The following is a 21,385-nucleotide window of genomic DNA, read 5'->3' on the forward strand; positions in this document are numbered from 1 at the left end:
GCTCTTCCTGACTCAGGCGGTTTCGATGGCGTGGAAGACGAGCGCTGCGGAATAGACGTTGGGCAGCGATTGAATGGTGTTGAGCAGGGTGCCGAGGCTGCCGGCATCGGGCGCTTCGGTCACGACGACGAGCTTGCCTCGGGGATCGCGGCCGTGGATCTCGCAGCCGGGCAGCGCAGTGATCTCGGCTTCGAGCTCGGCGAGACGTTCGGGCCGCGCCTGCACCAGGATGCTGGCGATCTCGGCGCCCGGCGGTGCAACGATGCGCTCGGCGGTGAGCACCCGGCCGGTGATCAAGACGCGGCGGTCGAGCTTGGCATTGCTGAATGTGGTTTGAGCCATGATGCCTGTCTTTCGCTTTGAGCCAATCAATGCGGGGGTGGCGGGCCTGGAGGGCCGGCGAACATCTGGTAGATCCAGACGCCGAGGCCGTAAGTGCCGACGGTCCCGACCGCGAGCACCGGCATCACGATCGCCGTCAGGAACAGGAACGCAAAAATCTCCATGCGCTTACGGCGCACGCGCGATGTCGTGTCGTCAGGGGCCGACATGTTCGGTCTCTACAGGATGAGATGGGGAATCGGGACGGCATCCGGGCCGTTGCCTTGCTGCACATTTGAGGCATTCGGGCCGTCGCGGCGTTGATCTGGATCAACACATCTGCGAGTCGCACCAAAGCGCGATGAAATGAGGATTGATCGCGCAACGACAGAGGTGCGCCCCCTCTCTCGCAAGCAAGCGGGGAAGGTGACCGACCCGCGGCAGTCGATTCAACCTAAAGCCATTCCGCTTAAGCTGTTCGGCCGCGAGGTGATGCCGGAGTTCCAGAACGATCCGGCGCAGACGGCATGGAAGAGGAGCGTGATGAGCGGCGAGATCAACTGGAAGAGATCGACACCCGTGCTTTTACGGATCGCTACGGCAAGCTTGCCATCAATGTTGCGCCGGTGAAGGCGGCGGCGGGCTGGAGCATGATCCGGAAAAGTGCGAAGCGGTTTTCCGGAAAGATCACGCGCAAACAACAACGTAAAGCGCGATGACGATTCATCCCGATGTCATCGCGCTTTAGGCTGTCCGTTAAGTCATGTTGCTGACGCAATCTCTGTCTTAGTCGGCGGCAACTTAAAACACTGCGTGGGAGCCACCCGGTTCGCACAACGGTTCCATAGCCGAGGGGTTGGCTCGAACCCGCAAAACAACGGCGCAAGCTCCATGAACGCTTCCGCGTTCGCTTGCCTGTTTGCGGTTCCCGGAACCGACGATCGAAAATCACAGGAGATATAATGCTGTTCCGCTCGAGCGCCGCAATTTGCGGCGCCCTGGTCGCGTTTGCCGTTTCCGTTGCCGTTGCTCGATGTGAGACGCGTGGGGTTCACTCAAATGCCGTCGTCGATGCCGCTTCCGGGGATGCGGTCGTTGGCGCTGCATCCATGTACAATCCGTTCAAGCCCGGCAAGGAGGAAGGCGGTCCGAGCACAGCCTCCGGCGAGCGTTATGATCCCTCTGTCTGGGCGGCCGCCATCAAGACGAGCTTGCGCCGGAAATTTGGCGGGGTCCAATTTGGTGCGAGGCCGAAATATGCCCTCGTCGAGGCCGTGGGCAAGAAGGTCATCGTCAAGATCAATGACGTCGGACCACTCAGGCCCGGCCGCATCATCGACTTCAACGAGCGCACGATGCGCCATTTCGATCCGAGCCTCGAGCTCGGAGTCATCGATGACGTGCGAGTTAGCCCGCTTTCTGGAGACTATTGGACACCGGGGCCGGTGGGCTGAACATCGCTCGCGATTGAATTACGCCTGCGTTGGCGACTTCCGTTGCTGGACCCGAAGCAGACCTGCCAAGCGCTTGTCGTCAGAGATCGTTTGTGACCCGAAGCAAGGCGTGAGGGGAGAAATTGGTTGCCTTGCATCTGCCCGATGAGCCGACTGCGGCTAGGGTCGCATCATTGTCGGCAAGGACAAGCGAATCCGCTGTGAGAAATCGGCTGCGCCATCGGCCGCCTGTGCGGCTTCGTTGATCAAGGACCCCCGCCTCAGTTCATCAAACGGCAGCGTCGTATCTATCCGGCCGGAGTGGTAGAGGTAGCTATCGATCAGGCCGTTGAATAGATGTCGAATGTCGAAGCGCCCCCGCCGGCCCGCCGCATTCGCATAGCGCACGATGTTGATCGTGCAGCTGTTGGTCAACAGATGGTAGAACTCCGGCTGATCGGCGAGTTCGTTGATGCGCGTCAAATAGATCATCAGCAGCCGGCGCGCGTCGTCAGCCGATGTATTGAGGCGATACAGGTACACCGGCTCGTGGCGATGGTTGGTGCGCACGCCCACAACATCGCGCTCTTCCCCCACCACGTAGATCAGCTCGAATTGCTTGAACAAGGAGGCGACGGGCGCAAAGCCTTCGCCAACCTCGGGACGGGTCTCGATGGAGATGGCCAGTGGTGGCGCATTGTCGAAGACAAAACTCACGAACGTGTGTCCGACTGGCCCCTCGGTGAAATAGGAAACGTAGAAATCGAGGGCCATCAAGTGCGACAACGACACCTCGCGCTCCTCGTAGCGCACCGTGAAGTCGCTTCGACTCCGGTAGTCGAAGTTACGGACACCGGTCAGACGCACGCGGTCGCCGTCGATGACCGCCCGCGGCATCACCGCGACTTCAGGTCGCCAATGGCGATCGTGCGATGGAGGGATCGAGATCCACCATGCGACGACACCGAGAAACATGACGAGGAAGAGAACGGAAATGCGCCGTTGGCGCGAACGCCAGAGCGCCCAGATTGCAAAGCCCGCAAACGCTCCGGCCGAAATCGTGCGCAGCCCGGCCCAAGGCAAGTTCGAATAATAGATGGCCAGCACGGCCCATGTGACGAGCATGATCCGAATAAGAAAGCCGATTGGCTTTCTCGGCCAGCTGACCAACATTGATACGAATTTACGGACTGAAATCACCCGGCTGCTCCTGCCGCAAGCTTCGGCGATGCCTTTCGACAGCTCCGTTGTGTCAGTTTACCTGTCGTTTCAATGCGAATGTCTACACGCTACAGTAGCTTTTCGCGAGCTGGAAGCGATGGCCTCGTTCTTTACCGCGCGTTGGAAGGGCTGCGCGACCTTCGCAGCCGCTCGGATGATGCTGCCGTCCAGCGCATTCGGAATTCCTCGTTATCCTCGGTGGATTCCCGATGACAGGCCTTTGGGTGCTCGGATTTGTGCTCGGCGTCGACCTGATCTCTCACGACATGGCCTGGCTGACCTATGCATGGCCGCCGGCGGCGAGAACGGCATAGCGGAAACGAGTCGATAAAAGGGAGCGGGCTGATGGCGATCGCAGTTGAAAGACCAATCCTCCTGATCAAGAAACTCGCGGGCATCCTTCTCCTGCTCTTCGGTTTGCTGATGACGGCGCTCGGCCTGAGCGGCGAGTCCAGCGGAGTCACCGCGATCGGTGTTGCCTTCCTTGTTGCCGGCGCGATCTTCCTGGTTCTCAAGATCATGAGGCGCAACCAGGGCGATCCGCTCTGACCGAGGCCGCGAGATCGGTCTGTCGCTGCGAGAGCCATGCACGGCATCGCAATCGCGAAGGTCTGGCCGCTTCAACCGAACGCAGCCGATACGCAACGAGAGGGGCCGCGCGCGATGATGTCAGGAACTCTCTTGAATAAATTGTACGGCGCGCGGCGGATCCGACCGTCGATGAGCGGAGCATGCCGTTCTTTGTCGATCGCGGTGGTGTTCTCGACCTGGCTCGGTGGAGCGAGCCTGGCGCAGCAGGCGCTTCAGGCAGGTGGCGCGGCCACGCTCTTTCAGAATGTCCGCATCTTCGATGGCAAGAGCGCCACGCTGTCTGCCTCCTCCAACGTCCTGGTGCGCGGCAACAAGATAGAATCAATCTCGCTACAGCCGATAGCGGTGGATAGCCCGGCGGACATTCGCATTGTCGAAGGCGGCGGACGCACGCTGATGCCCGGTCTCATCGACAACCATTGGCATGCGATGTTGATCCGCGTCACACCTGCACAGTCGCTCGGCGACGTCGGCTACGTCAATCTTGTCGCTGGCGACGAGGCCGCCAACACTCTCATGCGCGGCTTTACTACCGTTCGCGATGTGGGCGGGCCGGTGTTTGGGCTCAAAAGCGCCATCGACGAAGGTATCATCAAGGGTCCGCGCATTTATCCGTCCGGCGCGGTCATTACCGTCACGAGCGGGCATGGGGACTTCCGCCAGCTTACCGACCTGCCGCGGACGATCGGGGGCATGCTCACCCGCATGGAGCAGACCGGTGGGGCAATGATTGCGGACAGCCCCGACGAGGTCCGCGTCCGCGTCCGCGAGCAGCTCATGCAAGGCGCTTCCCAGGTCAAGTTGACGGCTGGCGGCGGAGTGTCGTCGCCTTTCAGTCCGATCGACGTGACGACGTTCACCGAACCCGAAATACGCGCCGCCGTTGAAGCGGCTGAGAATTGGGGCACGTATGTCACTGTGCATGCCTTTACGGCTGCCGCGATTCGGGGAGCCATTGCGGCTGGGGTGACGTGTATCGAACACGGTTTCCTGATGGACGACGCAACAGCGAAACTGATGGCGGAGAAGGGTGTTTGGCTGAGCACGCAGCCTCTCCCCGAGGATCTGAGGCTGGGCTTTCCCGTAGGCTCCGTCCAGCGAGCCAAGGCGGATGAGGTCTGGCCCGGCATAGCCAGAACCTACGAGCTGGCGAGGAAGTACAAGATCAAGACCGCGTGGGGCACCGACGTCCTGTTCTCTGCAGCGCTGGCGCGCCAACAGGGGGCCATCCTGGCCTCACTCGCTCGCTGGTACACGCCCGCCGAGGCGCTGACCATGGCGACATCGACGAACGCCGAACTGCTGGCGCTGTCGGGCAAGCGGAATCCCTATCCCGGCAAGCTCGGCGTCGTGGAACAGGGCGCACTCGCGGATCTGCTGCTCGTCGACGGAAATCCCCTGGACAATATCGGCCTTCTTGCCGACCCCGCCAAAAATTTCAAGATCATCATGAAAGATGGAATTATCTACAAGGATGCGCTTGCCCGTTAGCAGCAACGCATCGCCCTGTTCGATGGACGAGATCGCGCGCGATCCCAAGGTTACCGGCTTCTCGCACGAGCGTTCGCGCGCCATCGCTCGGGGAGGCTCTGCGGCGAGGCGGCCGGTTTCCACTGCAGGGACACGACCCAGTTGTCGAAGACCGTGTTGAAGCTCCCGGACTGGTACGAGAAGTTCTCGTACGCCGGCCAAAAGCGGCCGGCATCGGCTGCGTAGGTAAAGAGCGTCCAGGTATGGGGCTTCTGCCAGAACGCGTTGCCGCCGTCCGGGTCCCCGTCGAGGGCGCTGAAGTCGAGGAAGAGCCAGAGAGGTGCATTCTTGGTGCCGAGGTTCGTATCCGGCGAGTTGAACTGCAGCGCGTTCCAGTAGATCCCAGGTCCGGCTCCGGGATCAGCATCGTCCACGAGCTTCTGCAGCCGCCAATAGAAGCTCGCGTCGCCGGTCATGGTGGTCTCGCCGGTGAACGTGATCAGGCCAGCCTGCGGGCCTGACTGGATGATGCCGCTGATGGAGGTGGTCCCGCTGATTGTTCCGCTCCCTTGCAATATGCCGCCGGGAGCAGGCGTATCGGTGCCGGTCGCTGCAATGGTGACCAGGCCCGAGACCGTTCCACCGTTCATGAACAGTGTGCCCGCCTCGCCGACAACAACCGCGCCGGTCACCGTGCCGGGGACCTCCAGCGTCGCCGCGTAGGATACCAGCACCTCGCCGGCACCCGTTGCTGATCCACCGGTTCCGCCGGCAATCAGCGTACCCCCATTGACCCTGATCGGACCGGAAAGCGTGCCGCTGCTGTCTGCACTCAGGGTCAGCGTGCCGGGACCGAAGATCGTCAGGCCCGCCGATCCCTCGATGGCGGCTGCGATCTGCGAACTATCGCCGCTGGCATTGGTGTAGATCAGGCCTTCTGCCGCGCCGAACGAAAGGCTCGCAGTAGCGATGCTGCCGCCGTTCATGATGAGGCCCGCGGCGTCGCCGCTCGCCTGGCTTCCGACCAGAATGCTCGCATCGCCGCCCGTAATCGCCCCGCCGTTCACTTCGAGCGCCGCCACCTGCGGCACACCGCCGCTCTCGACCGCCTGGCTGTCGACGACCTCGTAGACGGCGTCGGCCGGAACGTCGTTGATGCCGACATCCGTCGAGGACACGGTCGCCGCGCTCGCGAAGCCCTCGGAGGGCGAATAGGTCAGGAACTTGCCCGAGCTGGCCGCGTCGTCGTCCTCTCCGAGAATGTAGGGAGCGACGATCCCGTTCGTGACGACGGGCAGGTTTGCTCCCGTTCCTGCCACGAACACCTGTTGCGTCAGCCCAAGCTGGGCCATGCCGCCGCCCGGCACGATGACGAGAGTCCCGCCGGAGTTGCGGACAATGTTCGTCAGGGTACCGTCGTCATTGCCCCCGATGACGACGCGAAAGTTGCCGCTTCCGGAAAGCTGCAAAGCGCCTCCCGTAGAGCCGATGACGAACGTCGCCAGAGATCCCGAGGCGATCTGCACATCGACCGTCGCGCCGTCCGAACGAAGCTCGAGTATTCCGCCGTTCGTCACCATCACCCTGAAGCTGCCAAATGGTGTGCCGGATGTCCGGGTACTTGCCAGCGTCCCGGCGCCTACGGTGTTGTATCCTATCAGCTGGTTCGTGTTGGTGAGCAGGAGCGTGCCTTCGCCGTATTTTTGGAGGCCGCCCAGCCCGGAGATCGGCGCGACGACGGTCAGCGTGCCGCCGTTCGTGTTGATGACCTTAGGCTGGTTGATCGTCCAGGTGCTGGGTTCATATCCGGATGTCGAGGGCAGCGCCGACGGCGAGATCGCCCAGGCTTGCCCCTGCCAGAGCACGGCGTAGACGCCCCTCCCGGTGAGCGCGTCGGTGACGACCTGGCTGTAGTCTTCGGAGGGGAGCGGCTGATTTTGCAGCGTCCATCCGCTGGGCATCTGCGCGATCTGTACGGTCTGCGGATTGCTGGACGGGAGGTTGGGTACGTTCTCGAACGAGGCGGGGAAAGCGTTGTTGATGGTGATCGTGCCGCCCGTCAGGTTCACCGTGAGCGGCGCGAGGACATGGCCGCCGATATTCTCCATGTATCCCTTCGTCGTCTGGGAAACGGAAAACCAGCCAACCGCGAAATTGGCCAAGACGATCGTCTGCGGACTCTCGGACACGTTCGGGGCCAACTGATCGGCGAGCCACGCGAGGTCCGGATTGGAAGTGCTCGTCAAATGATAGAGATCAGGCCCGATTCCGCAGGCCGACAGATAGTCGGCCATCCCGCTCGTCATGCCGTCCACGAAGCTGCCGCTCTCGCTCGACGTCTGCATCAAGCCCGCGACCACCCTTTCCAGGTTGATCGTCACGGGGTCGTCCTCGCCGTTGTAGACGACAGGAGCAACCTGCGTGAAGCCGTTTGCCGACAGCCAGTAAAGGCCCATGACCATCGACGTCGGGCCGCAATAGGCTTCACCGTCCCCCGGCAGGCTCTGCCCGAAGGGCCCGAAATCGGTCTGGATGATCGAAGGCGTGCTCGTGATGGGGTCTTTCCACATGGGGCTGGTCCACTCCTGTCCGACAAGGCCACGGCACGCGCTTGAGCCGCGGGTTAATGTCCCGTTAATCGCGGAACACAACTTATGGATACTTTAGTGTGTCGATGCTGTCTAAGAGTGTAGAGCGGAATCTTGCAAGTACGCAAGCTGGGTCTCCAGCTTGGCAGGCAGGGACGGCTCAGGAGTTCAAGCGCGGGCCGCCGAGCGGCAGCATGTTCATCGTGAGTGGCGCCTATCTGCCGCCAGCGGCGATGTCCTGCGGCAGGGCCCTGATAACAGGTGGTGTCGCGGCAGGTCCGCGTAACGCGAACGTCTACTTCTGCGGCGTGCTGCGAATCCTGGAAGTGGCACCTTTGGGATATGACGACCGGCTCTGAAGATGTCCGTTCATTGGGATAGACCGGAAGTACCCGACTGACTGCTCAAACGGCGCCTTTGACCCATCGCGGACCTTGGCCCGCTGCCCGCCGACCGTCAGCTTTTGGACCGATTCTGTTGAAAAAGGCAGCGGTTGCGACGCAGAGGTATCAGTGATTCAGTCTGTCTAATTGGCAGGACTGAAGATCATGATGGGGCATCGGCAAGTCGAACAGGCTGCGTTGTTCTATGAGTTCTCACTCGAAAGGCACATCCCCGCCGACCACTTGCTCCGGTCGATCGATAGATTTGTCGACCTTGAACAGATTAGGCAGGACCTGGCGCCCTTCTACAGCAGTATCGGTCGACCTTCGATCGATCCCGAGCTGATGATCCGGATGCTCCTGATCGGCTACTGCTTCGGCATCCGGTCGGAGCGGCGCCTGTGCGATGAGGTTCACCTCAATTTGGCCTACCGATGGTTCTGCCGGCTCGGTCTGGATGGGGCGGTGCCGGATCATTCGACCTTCTCCAAGAATAGGCATGGCCGCTTCCGGCAGAGCGATCTCTTCCGTCGCGTGTTCGAGAGCGTGTTGGGCCGCTGCATCAAGGAACGACTGGTCGGCGGCGAAGGATTTGCCGTCGACGCGAGCCTAATCAAGGCCGATGCCAATCGGCAGAAGGGGATCGAAGGCGACAGGGGACTTCCGCCGGAGGCTGCCGGCCGAGCGATCGATGAGTATCTGGCTGTCCTCGATGATGCCGCTTTCGGAGCTGCGACCGAGGTCACGCCGAAGTTCGTGTCGCCCTCCGACCCGGCGGCACGCTGGACGGGGGCGCATGGTGGCCAAGCCTTCTTCGCCTACTCGACGAACTACCTGATCGACGTCGAGAACGCGATCATCGTCGATGTCGAGGCGACGACGGCAATCCGGCAGGCGGAGGTGTTGGCCGCCAAACGCATGATTGAGCGCTCGCTCAAACGGTTCGATCTCTATCCGAACCGGCTCCTCGGTGACAGCGGCTACGGCTCGGCCGAGATGCTTGCCTGGCTGGTCTATGAGCACGGCATCGAGCCGCATGTTACAGTCTTCGACAAGTCCGCCCGCACAGACGGGATATTCTCGCGCGATGACTTCACCTATGACCATGCCGGGGACCTCTACCGTTGTCCCAGCGGTAAAGTTCTTACCACGACTGGAACGCTGGTGAATGATGGCGCCACCATGCTTTACCTCGCCAGCAAGCATGATTGTGATCGCTGCGCATTGAAGTCCCGGTGTTGCCCTAAGCAGCCTTCACGGAGGGTGCCGCGCTCGATCTACGAGGGCGCTCGCGACATGGCGCGCCAGATCGCAAGATCATTGGAGGGCCGCACTTCGCGCCGGCTCCGCAAAAAGATCGAGATGCTGTTCGCGCACCTCAAGCGCATTCTCAAGCTCGACCGTTTACGTCTACGAGGCCCAAACGGCGCGCGCGACGAGTTCATCCTCGCAGCCACCGCTCAGAACCTTCGAAAGATGGCCAAGCTGATCCCGATACCCACCCCGAGGCTCGCATAGAGGCCGGTAGAGCGGTTCGGCCACATCGCGACGGAGCCATTACAACGAAATACTGCCGGCCTTTTTCAACGGAATCGGCCCGAAGGCGAAGATTGTGATGGCGTCTGGCCGCGTCAGCGGTCGAGGTCGGATCGGACTTGGCAGAACCCAAGCCAAATCGACGCGATTGGCCCCGAAGCCGCGGTTCATGAAGAGCGGAGCGTGTCCGCTCCGCCGGGCGATTCAAATCTCGACTCGTTCCACGACGAGAAGCGCGCGTTCATGCCGCGGCCTGAGTAGCAGACGGTACTCCCGGTTCCTGTTGCCGAACAGGAGTTCAGCGTTAACCACAGCTAACGGTTCCGGTCTGTGCGAAATCGCTTGGAAGTTTCTTAAATTTTGCTGGGTACCTCTCTTGGGCATGGTGACCTGGGGAGAGACGTGAGCAAGCGGGCGAAACGTAGAAAGGCTGAGACGCTCGCAATACCAATGGCCGCGAGAGTTGCCATTGGCGCGGTGGCCGTCGCCGCATTGGGGTACGGTTTGCTGTCTCGCCCGGCGAGCGTGCAACCGGCACGGACACCGCCCGCGCGCGAAGCCCGGGCATCGTCAACGCCGGTTTACGTGGCACCTCCAGTTCATGCGTCCGCGGCGGCTCTCACCCCGGCTCCAGCTCCGATTCCGGTCCCGGCTCCGCTGGTCGAACCGCCAAAAGCCGATGCTGATGCTCCCGGAGCACTCGTCCGCCAGGTGGTTGACTATACGAGCCGCCAGGCCCCGGGCACCGTCATCATCGATACCGGAAACACGTTCCTCTATTTCGTCCTGAACGACAGGCAGGCGATGCGCTATGGCATCGGTGTTGGCCGCGAAGGTTTCACATGGTCCGGTGAGCAGACCGTGGCCCGCAAGGCCGAATGGCCGGATTGGCATCCGCCTGCGGAGATGGTCTCGCGTCAGCCCTATCTGCCGCGGTTCATGGCGGGCGGCCCCGGCAACCCGCTCGGCGCCCGGGCGATGTATCTGGGCGAGACCGAATATCGAATTCACGGCACCAACAATCCCGCGACGATCGGAAAGAAGGTATCGTCTGGCTGCATCCGGCTGACCAACGAGGACGTCACGGATCTCTACGAGCGGGTGAAGGTCGGAGCCAAGGTGATCGTGCTTCCGGCAACCGCTGCCCGGCGTCCGGGAACGCCGCCCGACGCCGCCTTCCGATTGCCGGATCCGGCATCGCCGTCAAAGCGGCCCTTGGCGGCCAACGCGCAGATGATGTCACCTGGACCGAAGGTTGCCGAGGTCCGGTAGGTCAGTCCTCGGTTTCGACGGGCGGCGATCCAGGCGCCGCGATAGCAACTGCTTGATTGTCCAGGCGACAGGTCCAGGCTGATTTACCGATCAATCTTCTTGATGCAAGTGGGTTCGCCACTGGGCTGCGGTGTGCAGTCCCAGTCGGGTCCAAAGCCGGCACCGGCGTTTCGCTGTGGCAGGAATGGATAATGAATCACGACGGCCGCAAAGATGGCGACAGCGAAAATTGCTGACATCAGCATCCATGCAATGCCCGTGCGATCCGGAGTCCAGCGGTCTCGCCGAATCGATCGATGCTTTCTTGGATTGGGGTGCTTCACGGTCGCACCGTCGACATGGTCTCGCGGACACTTTGCGTATTCAAGCGGTTCCGCCACCCTTATTGGCCTGGGATCCGGCCGTGCCCATCCCAAGCTCGAGAGCAGCAGCGATTCGCTCCAATCCGGCATTCGTTCTGCGCGTTTCGGCAATCTGCTGCTCATACAGATCGATCATCGTGGCGCCTGACGACGTGCGTTGGCGCATCGCACGCATCGCGAGGATCGATCCACCCACGATCAGGATGAACGGCCACCACGAGTACATCGCAAGCAGTATATCGGCTACGGTCATCCTCAACCTCCCAAGCCAGTAACTTCGACAATTTCCCGTCGTTCTTCTCGAGAACAGCTGCGATCCTCTCCATCACAGCGCTCATCCGGTGTGTTTCTGCGAGGTGCTGCTCCCGCAATTCCATCATCGATGCCCCGGAAGCTGCGCGTTCCCGGAACAATCGCCCGAACACGAGCCATCCCGCAGGTATCAAGATGACTGGCCACGCGTAGTACAGGACAACAGTCCAATCGGATGGTTGCATGCGATTTGCGCCAGAGCTCTTCGATGATTGTCGATTGCAACTTAGGCGATAATCGATCGGCTGGCACGTGAGGCGCGTGCTCACGATTAATAGATCATTGCCGGAGGCTCACGAAGCAGACCAATGCCCGTCCCTATCGCTAGGGACAGACGGCGGCCGCGGAGTTCGCTAATGTGCCCTAAAGCATACGAAATCAGGAGGGACCGCCTTGAGCACCGCGCCGCGCATCGACATCGACCCGGCCGCCTTCTGGGCCGATCCCTATCCGATGCTCGCGAAGATGAGGCGGGAGGCGCCGATCGCCTTCGTGCCGCAACTCGGCTCGACGCTGCTGACGAGCCGCGACGACATCTCGATCTCCGAGAAGCAGATCGACGTGTTCTCCTCGCACCAGCCCGCCGGCCTGATGAACCGGCTGATGGGCCACAACATGATGCGTAAGGACGGCGAGGCGCACCAGGTGGAGCGGCGCGCGATGTTTCCGACGGTGTCGCCGAAGACGGTGAAGGCGCACTGGACCACGCTGTTCCAGGCCCATGCGGATCGAATCCTCGACCGCCTCGGGCCCGGCCGGATCGATTTCATGCGCGACTTCGCGCTGCCGTTCTCCGGCGAATGCCTGAAGTCGATCACCGGCCTCACCAATATCGGCTTCGAGCACATGGATGCGTGGTCGCAAGGCATGATCGAGGGCATCGCCAATTATGCCGGCGATCCCGCCGTCGAGGCCCGCTGCCATGCGGCGACCTCGGGCATCGACGCCGCGATCGACGACATCCTGCCGGTGATGCGCAAGAACCCCGACCAGAGCATCTTGGGCGTGCTGCTCGCCTCGGGCATGCCGATGGAGAGCGTGCGCGCCAACGTCAAGCTCGCGATCTCGGGCGGCCAGAACGAGCCACGCAAGGCGATCGCCGGCACGGTGTGGGCGCTGCTCACCCATCCCGAGCAGCTCGATCTGGTTTTGCGCGGTAAAGTGTCCTGGCTGCAGGCCTTCGAGGAATATGCCCGCTGGATCTCGCCGATCGGCATGTCGCCGCGGCGGATCGCAAAGCCCTGGAGCATCCGCGACGTCGCCTTCGAAACCGACGAGCGCGTGTTCCTGATGTTCGGCTCCGCCAACCGCGACGAGAAGCATTTTGAGCGCGCCGACCAGTTCGACGTGCGGCGCGACACCTCCAAGAGCGTCGCCTTCGGCGCCGGCCCGCATTTCTGCGCCGGTGCCTTCGCCTCCCGCGCCATGATCGCCGACGTCGCGCTGCCGACCGTGTTTGCGCGCGCCAGACGCATCGAGATCGCCGGCGACGAGCCGGTGCGGATCGGCGGCTGGGCGTTCCGCGGGCTGCAGAATCTGCCGGTGAGGTGGTTGCACTAGTTGCAAACGGTTCTGCGCGAGGCACGCGCCCGCCACGGCTTCAGTGTCATCGCCCGCGAAGGCGGGCGATCCAGTATTCCAGAGACAGTCGTTTGATGCGGAGACGCCGCGGCGTACTGGATTCCCCGCCGGAGCCTGTCATCGGGCTCGCCGAAGGCGAGACCCGGTGGCGGGGAATGCCGGCGAGAGGGTGGAGGGAGCGCCCCAGCACCCCCAGTTCGCGATGATGCCATTATGCCCCTGTTTTGCCCGACGGGTCAAACAGACTTCGGATAATGCGTAAGTCATTGTTTTCGCACGCCCAGCTACTGTGCATGGGGTTGTTTTGCGACTTTCTATGATCCGGTCGTCAAGGCTCGGACGGAAGCCGCGCTCACATTCGCGTGCGGAAAAATCTCTCTGCATCACCGCGGCCAATTGAAAGATTAATCATGCACGCCGCCACACGCACAGTGCGCGCATCGCTATTTTTCCGCACGTCTCGACACCTCCGATAAGCCGCACCATCATTCCCGAACGCAGATGAATGACGGCCGCACGCGGCCGGGAGTGTGGAATGAAGCGTCGGGACTTTTTGATACTGTCGATTGGAACAGCGGCCGCCGCTGCCGTCACTTCGCGCGGCAACGCGCAAGGCGCGGTGAAGGAAATTCGCATCGGCTACCAGAAGAACGGCGTGCTGGTCATCGCGCGCCAGCAGGCCGCCCTGGAAAAACATTTCGCCCCGCAAGGCATCGAGGTGAAATGGATCGAATTCTCCTCTGGTCCCCCGATGATGGAGGCGATGAACGTCGGCAGCGTCGACTACGGCGCGGTCGGCGATTCCCCGCCGGTGTTCGCCCAGGCCGCGGGCGCCGCGATCGTCTATGCCGCCGGCCAGCCCATCACCAACGGCCAGGGCATCCTGGTGCCGAAGGATTCGCCGATCCGCACCATCGCCGAATTGAAAGGCAAGCGCATCGGCTTCACCAAGGGCTCCAGCGCCCACAACATCGTGGTGCAGACGCTGGAGAAGGCGGGCCTCACCTATGCCGAGATCACGCCGGTCTACCTGACGCCACCGGACGCCGGGCCTGCCTTCGCCAACGGCAGCATCGAGGCCTGGGCAATCTGGGATCCATACTTCGCGATCGGCGAGACCAGGCAGAGCGGCCGCATCCTGATCAATGCGCGCGAGGTCACCAAGACCAATTCGTTCTACATCGCCAACCGCGACTTCGCGAAGAACCATGGCGCGATCCTGCAACAGATCGTCGACGTCACCACCGCGACCGCCAGATGGGCCGAGCAGCACCGCGACGAGGTCGCGAAATCGCTCGCTGCGGTCACCGGCATTCCCCTCGACATCCAGACCATCGCCGCGAACCGTTCGTCATTCGTGGTCGGCCCCGTCACCGACGACATCGTCGCGACTCAGCAGGGCGTCGCCGACCGCTTCCACAAGCTCGGCCTGATCCCGAAGCCGATCGTCATCCGCGACATCGTCTGGCGTAACCCGGCAGCCTGATCGTGCCGACCGGCCTTCCCATCCACAAGGGTTTGAACATGAGGCGTATCATCCAGCGTCTGATCGCAGCCATCGTGCTCTCGATCGGCATCGTCGCCGCCGCGGTCGGCACGTCCTACGGTTAGGAGCACATCCATGAGCCAATCCAGCGCCAACATCCTCTGGTTCCTGCCGACGCATGGCGACGGCCGCTATCTCGGCACCGGCATCGGCGGCCGCGAGGTCAATTTCAACTATCTGCGCCAAGTCGCGCAGGCCGCCGACCAACTCGGCTATTTCGGCGTGCTCTTGCCGACCGGCCGGTCGTGCGAGGATTCCTGGATCGTCGCCGCGAGCGTGGCGCCGTTCACCGAGCGGCTGCGTTATCTCGTGGCGGTCCGTCCCGGCCTGCAATCGCCGAGCGTTGCCGCTCGCATGACGGCGACGCTCGATCGCATCTCGAATGGCCGGCTCCTCGTCAACGTCGTCACCGGCGGCGATCCGGTCGAGAACAAGGGCGACGGCGTCTTCCTCGGCCATGACGAGCGCTACGAGGTCACCCGCGAGTTCCTGAACGTCTACAGCGATCTGCTCGCCGGCAAGACGGTGAACGCCGAAGGCAAGCACATCCGTGTCGAGGGCGGCAAGCTGCTGTTTCCTCCGGTGCAGTCGCCGCGGCCGCCACTCTATTTCGGCGGCTCCTCGGATGCGGGCATCGACGTCGCCGTCGACACCGTCGACAAATATCTCACCTGGGGCGAGCCGCCGGCGCAGGTCGCCGAGAAGATCGCGAAGGTGAGGGAGGCCGCCGCGGCCCGTGGCCGAAAACTCTCCTTCGGCATCCGTCTTCACGTCATCGTCCGCGAGACCAATGAAGAGGCCTGGAGCGCTGCGAACGAGCTGATCAGGCATGTCAGCGACGAGACCATCGCGCTGGCGCAGAAGAACTTCGCCCGCATGGACTCCGTCGGCCAGCAGCGCATGGCGCAGCTGCACGGCGGCAAGCGCGACAAGCTCGAGATCGCACCGAACCTGTGGGCCGGTGTCGGCCTCGTGCGCGGCGGTGCCGGCACGGCGCTGGTCGGCGACGCCCGGACCGTCGCGGCCCGGATCAGGGAGTATCAGGATCTCGGCATCGATACCTTCATCATGTCGGGCTATCCGCATCTGGAGGAAGCCTATCGCTTCGCCGAGCTGGTGTTCCCGCTGCTCTCGCTGGAGCAGCCGAGCAACGTGACGAAGCTCCATTTCAACGGCGGTCCGTTCGGCGAGACGGTCGGCAGCGATCTCCGTCCGCAGCACCGGGTGTCGCAGTCATGAGCCTGATCGACAGCGTTTCGCTTCCGCGCAGCCTCCGCCTGCCGCGTCTCGACGGCCTGATCCAGTGGATCGTGCCGCTCGCCATCATCGCGATCTGGCAGGTCGCGAGCGTCACCGGCTTCGTGCCGACCCGCGTGCTGCCGGCGCCGAGCGACGTCGTGCTGGCCGGCTGGAAGCTGCTGCTCTCCGGCGAGCTCGTCCGCAACATCTGGGTCTCGTTCTGGCGCGCTTCGATCGGCTTTCTGATCGGCGGCAGCATCGGCTTCGCGTTCGGCCTCGCCAACGGCCTGTCTCAGCTCTCGGCAAGGCTCACCGACACCACGCTGCAGATGGTGCGCAACGTGCCGCATCTGGCGCTGATCCCGCTGGTCATCCTCTGGTTCGGCATCGACGAGGGCGCAAAGCTGTTCCTGGTGGCGCTCGGCGTCTTCTTCCCGATCTACCTCAACACGCTGCACGGCATCCGCACGGTCGATCCCCAGCTGATCGAGATGGGCCGCATCTACGGCATGAGCGACGGCGAATTGTTCCGCCGCGTGATCTTCCCTGGCGCGCTGCCCTCGATCTTCGTCGGCATCCGCTTCGCGCTCGGCATCATGTGGCTGACCCTGATCGTCGCCGAGACCATCGCGGCCTCCTCGGGCCTCGGCTACATGGCGATGCAGGCGCGCGAGTTCATGCTGATCGACGTCGTCGTGCTGTCGATCCTGATCTACGCCCTACTCGGCAAGCTTGCCGACAGCGCCTCCCGCGTGCTGGAGCGGGCGACGCTCTCCTGGCACCCCGCCTTCCAGAAACGTTGAGCAAGAAATACTGGGAATCACATGCAGACAGCGCTTCGTACCTCTCTTCCCGAGACCGAGCTCGCCAGCCGTGCCAATTTCGTCCCTCATGCGCGTGTCGTGCACAAGGAGCGTCCGGCTCACACCGGCGGCCGGCCGCTCAGCGTCCGGGGCTTGCGCAAATCCTTCGGCGCCAACGAGGTGCTGCGCGGGATCGATTTGCACATCCCCGCCGGCCAGTTCGTCGCGATCGTCGGCAAGAGCGGCTGCGGCAAGAGCACGCTGCTGCGTCTGATCGCCGGCCTGGACGAGATCGATGCCGGCAGCATCAGCTTCGGCGGTGACGTCCAGCCCGAGGACATCCGCGTGATGTTCCAGGAGCCGCGGCTGCTGCCTTGGGCCCGCGTGCTTGCCAATGTCGAGGTCGGCCTCGGCCGCGATCGTGCCTCCGGCGATGCGCATGCGCGTGCCGAGAAAGCCTTGAGCGAGGTCGGTCTCGCCGACAAGCGTGACCAATGGCCCTCGGTGCTGTCGGGCGGCCAGAAGCAGCGCGTCGCGCTCGGCCGCGCGCTGGTCTCGCGCCCGCGCGTGCTCGCCTTCGACGAGCCGCTCGGCGCACTGGACGCATTGACCCGCATCTCGATGCAGCGGCTCCTGGAACGCGTCTGGCGCGACCAGGGCTTTACCGCGATCCTGGTGACCCACGACGTCTCCGAAGCCGTCGCCTTGGCGGACCGGGTGCTGGTGATCGAGGGGGGCCGGATCGCCCATGACGTCACGGTCAACGCGGCCCGGCCGCGCCAGCGCGGCTCGGCCGAACTCGCAAGCCTTGAAGGCTCGATCCTCAGCCATCTTTTGTCGGCGGACGATCGTACCTAAATAAGAGGAATCCCCGCTTCGGGGAGCAATGCCATGAATGTAGTGCCCCGCGATCTCATGACCGAAATCCCCGTCTCGTCCGCCGATTTCCGCGGCGCCATGCGCCACCTCACCGGCGGCGTCAGCGTCATCACCGCCGGGCGGGGCAAGGATATTACGGGCATGACGGTGACCTCGGTCACCTCGCTGTCAGTCGAGCCGCCCACGCTGCTGGTCAGCATCAACCGCGATGCGTCGTCCTTTCCGTTGATCAAGCGCCACGGCGCCTTCGGCGTGAGCATCCTCAATGCCGACCAGCTCGAGATTGCCGAACGCTTTTCCGGCAAGGGCGGGTTGAAGGGCGCCGATCGTTTCGCAGGCGCCAAATGGGTGACGGCAGTCTCCGGCGTTCCCCTGCTGTTCGATGCATTGTCCGCCTTCGATTGCGAGGTCGAGGAGATCGTCGAACGTCACTCGCACGGTATCGTCATCGGCCGTGTCAGGGACATCAGGAGCTCGGCCCGCACCGCGGCCCTTGCCTATTGGCACGGCCAGTATCTGGCAGTCGACCAGGACGAGGACGCGGCCAGGCTTGCGGATGTCAGCCTTCCCGCGCGCGGCCGGCGCGGCATTTGATCGCCGCGCGTGTCGGCGCGGAAGGCTGGCCTTTTCTCCGTCGTCGCTCTAGAAGCGCCTGAACCCCCATGCGGGACGGCAATGGAGCGGATCGATGAAACGCGTTGCAACCTGGGCCTTCTACGCCGTCGGCGCGCTCGCGATCGTCTATCTCGCGCTCTACGCCTACGCGATGTTCTCAGGCTCTCCGATCGTGCCGGGTGACCCCATCCACATCTTCCGCAAGCCCGACGCGCCGAGTTATTCGTGAGTTGAATGCGTGCGCGTGGGTGCGCGCCGTCCTCTCTCGTCATGGCCGGGCTTGACCCGGCCATCCACGTGCATCGGCAGTTTGGGATCGAGGTGGATGCCCGGGGTCAAGCCCGGGCATGACGACGGAGTGCGTGGCGGCTATCCCCTCAAGATCGCCAATGCCAGCGCCTGCGCGCGCGGCACGATGCTGTCGAGCTCGAGATATTCCTCCGGCGTGTGCGCGAGCCCGCCGACCGGGCCGAGGCCGCAGATGGTCGGCGTGCCGACCGCGGCGGTGAAGCCGGAATCGGCACAGCCGCCGGAGAATTCGCCCTGGAGCGTGGTGAGGCCGACCTGCCTTGCGGCGGCCTGATAATTTTCGAACAGCGCTTTCGAATCCGTGCTCTGCACCACCGGCACGAACTCGCCCTTGATCGTCAGCGTCGCGCTCGTGCCCGGCACGTAGGAGGTCGCGACGATCGTCTCGATTGCGGCCATCACCCTCGCGCGTTCCGCCGGATCGACGTAACGCAGGTCGATCTGGCCCTCGGCGTAGGGCGCCGTGGTGTTGACGGACTGGCCGCCCGAGACGAGGCCGACATTGAGCGTGATGCCCTTGTCGAGATCGGTCAGCGCATGGATATGCACGATCTTGTGCGCGAGTTCGCCGATCGCGCTGATGCCGGCAGCGAAATTGGCGCCGGAATGCGCGGCTTTGCCGGTGATGCCGAGATGCATGAAGATGCCGCCCTTGCGGCCGGTGACGATATTGCCGGTGGGGCGGCCCGGCTCTGAATTGAACACCGCGCGGGCGGCGCGTCCCTCACGTTCGATCACCGGGCGCGAGGAGGGCGAGCCGATCTCCTCGTCCGAGGTGATCAATACCTTGATCGGGTGCGGCGAGCCGCCGAATTTGTGGAAGGCGGTTGCCACGAACACGTTCATGACGAGGCCGGACTTCATGTCGGCGACACCCGGTCCATAGGCGCGGCCATCTCTGATCGTGAACGGACGCCTCCGGGCCTCGCCCTTGCCGAACACGGTGTCGCGATGCCCCATCAACAGCACGGGCTTCTCGTTGCTGCCGGGCTTTGCCACCTCGGCATGAATCGCATCGCCGAAAGTGGCGTTGGCCTCGCGCCGGAACGGAATGCCGTGCTCGGCAAAGTGCCGCTCGAACCGCGCACCGACCGCATCGACGCCCTCCTTGTCGTAGGATCCGGAATCGATGTTCACGACGTCGCGGAGCAGATCGATCATCGCCTGCCGCTGCGACGTCAGCCAATCCGTGATTTGAGCTTCAGACATGTGGTCCCTCGTGTGGTTTTCGGGCGTGGTTATAGGGCGTTGTGCGGGCTTAACCTAGTCGCCGAATGCGGCTCCCCTTTGCATTCGAAGCAGCCGAAGTTCTCTCGCCGTCACCCTGAGGTGGCCGCTTCTTCAGCGGCCCTCGAAGGGCGACGGCCCGGCTGTGGCCGTTCATCCTTCGAGGCTCCGCACGCGATGCGTTCGCATCGCGCGCTTCGCACCTCCGGATGACGGGGTGAGTATCGGTGCGCGCCAAACGAAAATGCCCGGGACAGGCCCAGGCACTTGCATCGTCGATACTTGCAAGAGGCCCTTACGCCCCCATCATCGGCATCCGCGGATATTCGCCCGGCGTTCCCGCGGGCGGGATCGGGATGCCGCCGTCGGCATATTCGTTGAGCTTGTTGCGCAGCGTGCGGATCGAGATGCCGAGGATGTTGGCGGCATGGGTCCGGTTGCCGAGGCAGTGCTTCAGCGTCTCCAGGATGAGGTCGCGCTCGACATCGGCCACGGTGCGCCCCACCAGTGCGCGCGTCACCTGCTCGGCGGCCATGGTGGCATGCGCCACGGCCGGCGCGGTCTTGGCGAGATCGAGGCGGTCGCCGTCCGGGGTGATGATGGCGTCGGGTCCGATCTCGTCGCCGTGCGCCATCAGCACCGCGCGGTGCATGGTGTTTTCGAGCTCGCGGACGTTGCCCTGCCAGCGGTTGCCGGAGAGCACGCGGCGGGCTTCCGCCGAGATCGGGCGCAGCGGCACGCCGTTGGCCTCCGCATACTTCTTCACGAAATGCTGGGCGAGCTCCAGGATGTCGGCAGGGCGCTCGCGCAGCGGCGGGATCTTCAGATTGACGACGTTGAGGCGGAACAGGAGGTCCTCGCGGAACGTGCCCTCGCGCACGGCTTCGGCGAGGTTCCGGTTCGAGGTGGCGATGATGCGGATGTCCACCGGCACCGGCTTGGTGCCGCCGACGCGATCGATCACGCGCTCCTGGATGGCGCGCAGCAGTTTCGATTGCAGGCGGACGTCCATCTCCGAGATTTCGTCGAGCAGCAGCGTGCCGCCGGTCGCCTCCTCGAACTTGCCGATGCGGCGCGCGACGGCGCCGGTGAAGGCGCCCTTCTCGTGGCCGAACAGCTCGGACTCCAGGAGGTGTTCGGGGATTGCGGCGCAGTTGATCGAGATGAACGGGCGCTTGGCGCGCGCCGAGCGGGTATGGACGTAGCGGGCCAGCACCTCCTTGCCCGTGCCGGATTCCCCCGTGATCATCACCGATGCGTCGGAGCCGGCGATCTGCTGGGCGAGCTTGATCACCTTCGCCATCGCCTCGTCGCGATAGACCAGCTCGCGGGAATCGTTGGCAACGGCGGCGAGCACCGCGGCGATCAGCTCCGGATCCGGCGGCAGCGGGATGTATTCCTTGGCGCCCGCATGGATCGCGGCAACCGCGGCGCGGGCGTCGTTGGTGATGCCGCAGGCGACGATCGGGGCGTGGATGTGCTCGGCCTCCAGCCGCAGCACGAGGTCGCGGATGTCGAGGGCGACGTCGACCAGCAGGAGGTCGGCGCCCTTGCCGCCGCGCAGCACGCGCATCGCCTGCTCGTGATCCTCGGCATGGGTCACGGTGGCGCCGTTCTCCATCGCGATCTTGGTGGCGGTGGTGAGCTGGCCCTTCAATGTGCCAACGATGAGAAGCCGCATGTCAGTCTCCTGTCCG

Annotated in this window: 21 protein-coding genes and 1 pseudogene; 15 read left to right on the forward strand and 7 right to left on the reverse strand. The window is 63.5% G+C overall.

The genetic code is table 11. The annotated features are described in order from the left end of the window. Nucleotides 1–12 precede the first annotated feature (12 nt). Both IVB23_RS29410 and napE read right to left on the reverse strand, forming a co-directional pair. The gene (locus IVB23_RS29410; protein WP_197968447.1) at nt 13–342 is read right to left on the reverse strand and encodes a chaperone NapD; all 330 of its coding nucleotides are present in this window, start codon (nt 340–342) and stop codon (nt 13–15) included. Nucleotides 343–368: 26 nt separating this feature from the next. Next, the gene (gene napE, locus IVB23_RS29415) at nt 369–551 is read right to left on the reverse strand and encodes a periplasmic nitrate reductase, NapE protein (RefSeq protein WP_061880766.1); all 183 of its coding nucleotides are present in this window, start codon (nt 549–551) and stop codon (nt 369–371) included. Nucleotides 552–789: 238 nt separating this feature from the next. Here napE and IVB23_RS39490 point away from each other — a divergent pair. Both IVB23_RS39490 and IVB23_RS29425 read left to right on the forward strand, forming a co-directional pair. Next, nucleotides 790–965 (forward strand): annotated as a pseudogene (locus IVB23_RS39490) (LLM class flavin-dependent oxidoreductase); the annotation flags it as partial. 318 nt (nt 966–1,283) lie between these two features. Then, entirely contained in the window at nt 1,284–1,775 is a 492-nt protein-coding gene (locus IVB23_RS29425; RefSeq protein WP_346659124.1) for a septal ring lytic transglycosylase RlpA family protein, read from the forward strand. 159 nt (nt 1,776–1,934) lie between these two features. Here IVB23_RS29425 and IVB23_RS29430 read toward each other — a convergent pair whose 3' ends face one another. Beyond that, entirely contained in the window at nt 1,935–2,927 is a 993-nt protein-coding gene (locus IVB23_RS29430; protein WP_247800956.1) for a DUF4105 domain-containing protein, read from the reverse strand. 393 nt (nt 2,928–3,320) lie between these two features. Here IVB23_RS29430 and IVB23_RS29440 point away from each other — a divergent pair, with 393 nt between their 5' ends. Continuing rightward, a complete protein-coding gene (locus IVB23_RS29440) occupies nt 3,321–3,524 on the forward strand; it encodes a hypothetical protein (protein ID WP_061880762.1) in 204 nt (67 codons plus the stop codon). Between the two features lie 36 nt (nt 3,525–3,560). Further along, nucleotides 3,561–5,057, forward strand: a complete 1,497-nt coding sequence (locus IVB23_RS29445) for an amidohydrolase family protein (RefSeq protein ID WP_247800957.1) — start codon at nt 3,561–3,563, stop codon at nt 5,055–5,057. A gap of 50 nt (nt 5,058–5,107) precedes the next feature. Here IVB23_RS29445 and IVB23_RS29450 read toward each other — a convergent pair whose 3' ends face one another. Further along, a complete protein-coding gene (locus IVB23_RS29450; protein WP_247800958.1) occupies nt 5,108–7,606 on the reverse strand; it encodes a hypothetical protein in 2,499 nt (832 codons plus the stop codon). A 212-nt stretch (nt 7,607–7,818) separates the two neighbouring features. Here IVB23_RS29450 and IVB23_RS29455 point away from each other — a divergent pair, with 212 nt between their 5' ends. The 3 genes from IVB23_RS29455 (at nt 7,819) to IVB23_RS29465 (ending at nt 10,815) form a co-directional block, all read left to right on the forward strand. Beyond that, nucleotides 7,819–7,983, forward strand: coding sequence for a hypothetical protein (locus IVB23_RS29455; protein ID WP_247800959.1), 165 nt, complete (start codon nt 7,819–7,821; stop codon nt 7,981–7,983). A 189-nt stretch (nt 7,984–8,172) separates the two neighbouring features. Further along, nucleotides 8,173–9,525, forward strand: coding sequence for a transposase (locus IVB23_RS29460; protein ID WP_247800268.1), 1,353 nt, complete (start codon nt 8,173–8,175; stop codon nt 9,523–9,525). A 420-nt stretch (nt 9,526–9,945) separates the two neighbouring features. Then, on the forward strand, nt 9,946–10,815 hold the full coding sequence (locus tag IVB23_RS29465; protein WP_247804987.1) for a L,D-transpeptidase: 870 nt from the start codon (nt 9,946–9,948) through the stop codon (nt 10,813–10,815). 363 nt (nt 10,816–11,178) lie between these two features. On the opposite strand, the gene IVB23_RS29470 is transcribed toward IVB23_RS29465, so the two are convergent. Beyond that, complete coding sequence (locus IVB23_RS29470) at nt 11,179–11,430, reverse strand: hypothetical protein (protein WP_051394065.1); 252 nt, start codon at nt 11,428–11,430, stop codon at nt 11,179–11,181. 452 nt (nt 11,431–11,882) lie between these two features. On the opposite strand from IVB23_RS29470, the gene IVB23_RS29475 reads away from it, so the two are divergent. The 8 genes from IVB23_RS29475 (at nt 11,883) to IVB23_RS29505 (ending at nt 18,381) form a co-directional block, all read left to right on the forward strand. After that, nucleotides 11,883–13,049: a cytochrome P450 gene (locus IVB23_RS29475; RefSeq protein WP_247800960.1), complete on the forward strand. Its 1,167-nt coding sequence runs from the start codon at nt 11,883–11,885 to the stop codon at nt 13,047–13,049. A gap of 556 nt (nt 13,050–13,605) precedes the next feature. After that, the gene (locus IVB23_RS29480) at nt 13,606–14,556 is read left to right on the forward strand and encodes a sulfonate ABC transporter substrate-binding protein (protein WP_197968831.1); all 951 of its coding nucleotides are present in this window, start codon (nt 13,606–13,608) and stop codon (nt 14,554–14,556) included. A 2-nt stretch (nt 14,557–14,558) separates the two neighbouring features. Next, nucleotides 14,559–14,681: a hypothetical protein gene (locus tag IVB23_RS39365; protein ID WP_256469019.1), complete on the forward strand. Its 123-nt coding sequence runs from the start codon at nt 14,559–14,561 to the stop codon at nt 14,679–14,681. A gap of 10 nt (nt 14,682–14,691) precedes the next feature. Further along, nucleotides 14,692–15,855 (forward strand): FMNH2-dependent alkanesulfonate monooxygenase, encoded by a 1,164-nt coding sequence (gene ssuD / locus IVB23_RS29485; RefSeq protein WP_247800961.1) that lies wholly within the window; start codon nt 14,692–14,694, stop codon nt 15,853–15,855. Next, on the forward strand, nt 15,852–16,658 hold the full coding sequence (ssuC, locus tag IVB23_RS29490; protein WP_247800962.1) for an aliphatic sulfonate ABC transporter permease SsuC: 807 nt from the start codon (nt 15,852–15,854) through the stop codon (nt 16,656–16,658). The genes ssuD and ssuC overlap by 4 nt, the downstream gene beginning before the upstream one ends. A gap of 21 nt (nt 16,659–16,679) precedes the next feature. After that, nucleotides 16,680–17,516 carry an ATP-binding cassette domain-containing protein gene (locus tag IVB23_RS29495; protein ID WP_247800963.1) on the forward strand — a complete coding sequence of 279 codons (837 nt, stop codon included), beginning with the start codon at nt 16,680–16,682 and terminating at the stop codon, nt 17,514–17,516. A gap of 33 nt (nt 17,517–17,549) precedes the next feature. After that, on the forward strand, nt 17,550–18,131 hold the full coding sequence (locus tag IVB23_RS29500) for a flavin reductase family protein (RefSeq protein WP_247800964.1): 582 nt from the start codon (nt 17,550–17,552) through the stop codon (nt 18,129–18,131). Nucleotides 18,132–18,225: 94 nt separating this feature from the next. Beyond that, nucleotides 18,226–18,381 (forward strand): hypothetical protein, encoded by a 156-nt coding sequence (locus IVB23_RS29505; RefSeq protein WP_166813576.1) that lies wholly within the window; start codon nt 18,226–18,228, stop codon nt 18,379–18,381. 140 nt (nt 18,382–18,521) lie between these two features. Here IVB23_RS29505 and IVB23_RS29510 read toward each other — a convergent pair whose 3' ends face one another. Together IVB23_RS29510 and IVB23_RS29515 are read right to left on the reverse strand one after the other, a co-directional pair. After that, on the reverse strand, nt 18,522–19,670 hold the full coding sequence (locus IVB23_RS29510) for a M20 family metallopeptidase (protein WP_247800965.1): 1,149 nt from the start codon (nt 19,668–19,670) through the stop codon (nt 18,522–18,524). A 313-nt stretch (nt 19,671–19,983) separates the two neighbouring features. After that, on the reverse strand, nt 19,984–21,369 hold the full coding sequence (locus tag IVB23_RS29515) for a sigma-54 dependent transcriptional regulator (RefSeq protein ID WP_247800966.1): 1,386 nt from the start codon (nt 21,367–21,369) through the stop codon (nt 19,984–19,986). Nucleotides 21,370–21,385: the final 16 nt, after the last annotated feature.

This window comes from Bradyrhizobium sp. 191 (genome assembly GCF_023100985.1).
Lineage (GTDB): Bacteria > Pseudomonadota > Alphaproteobacteria > Rhizobiales > Xanthobacteraceae > Bradyrhizobium > Bradyrhizobium diversitatis.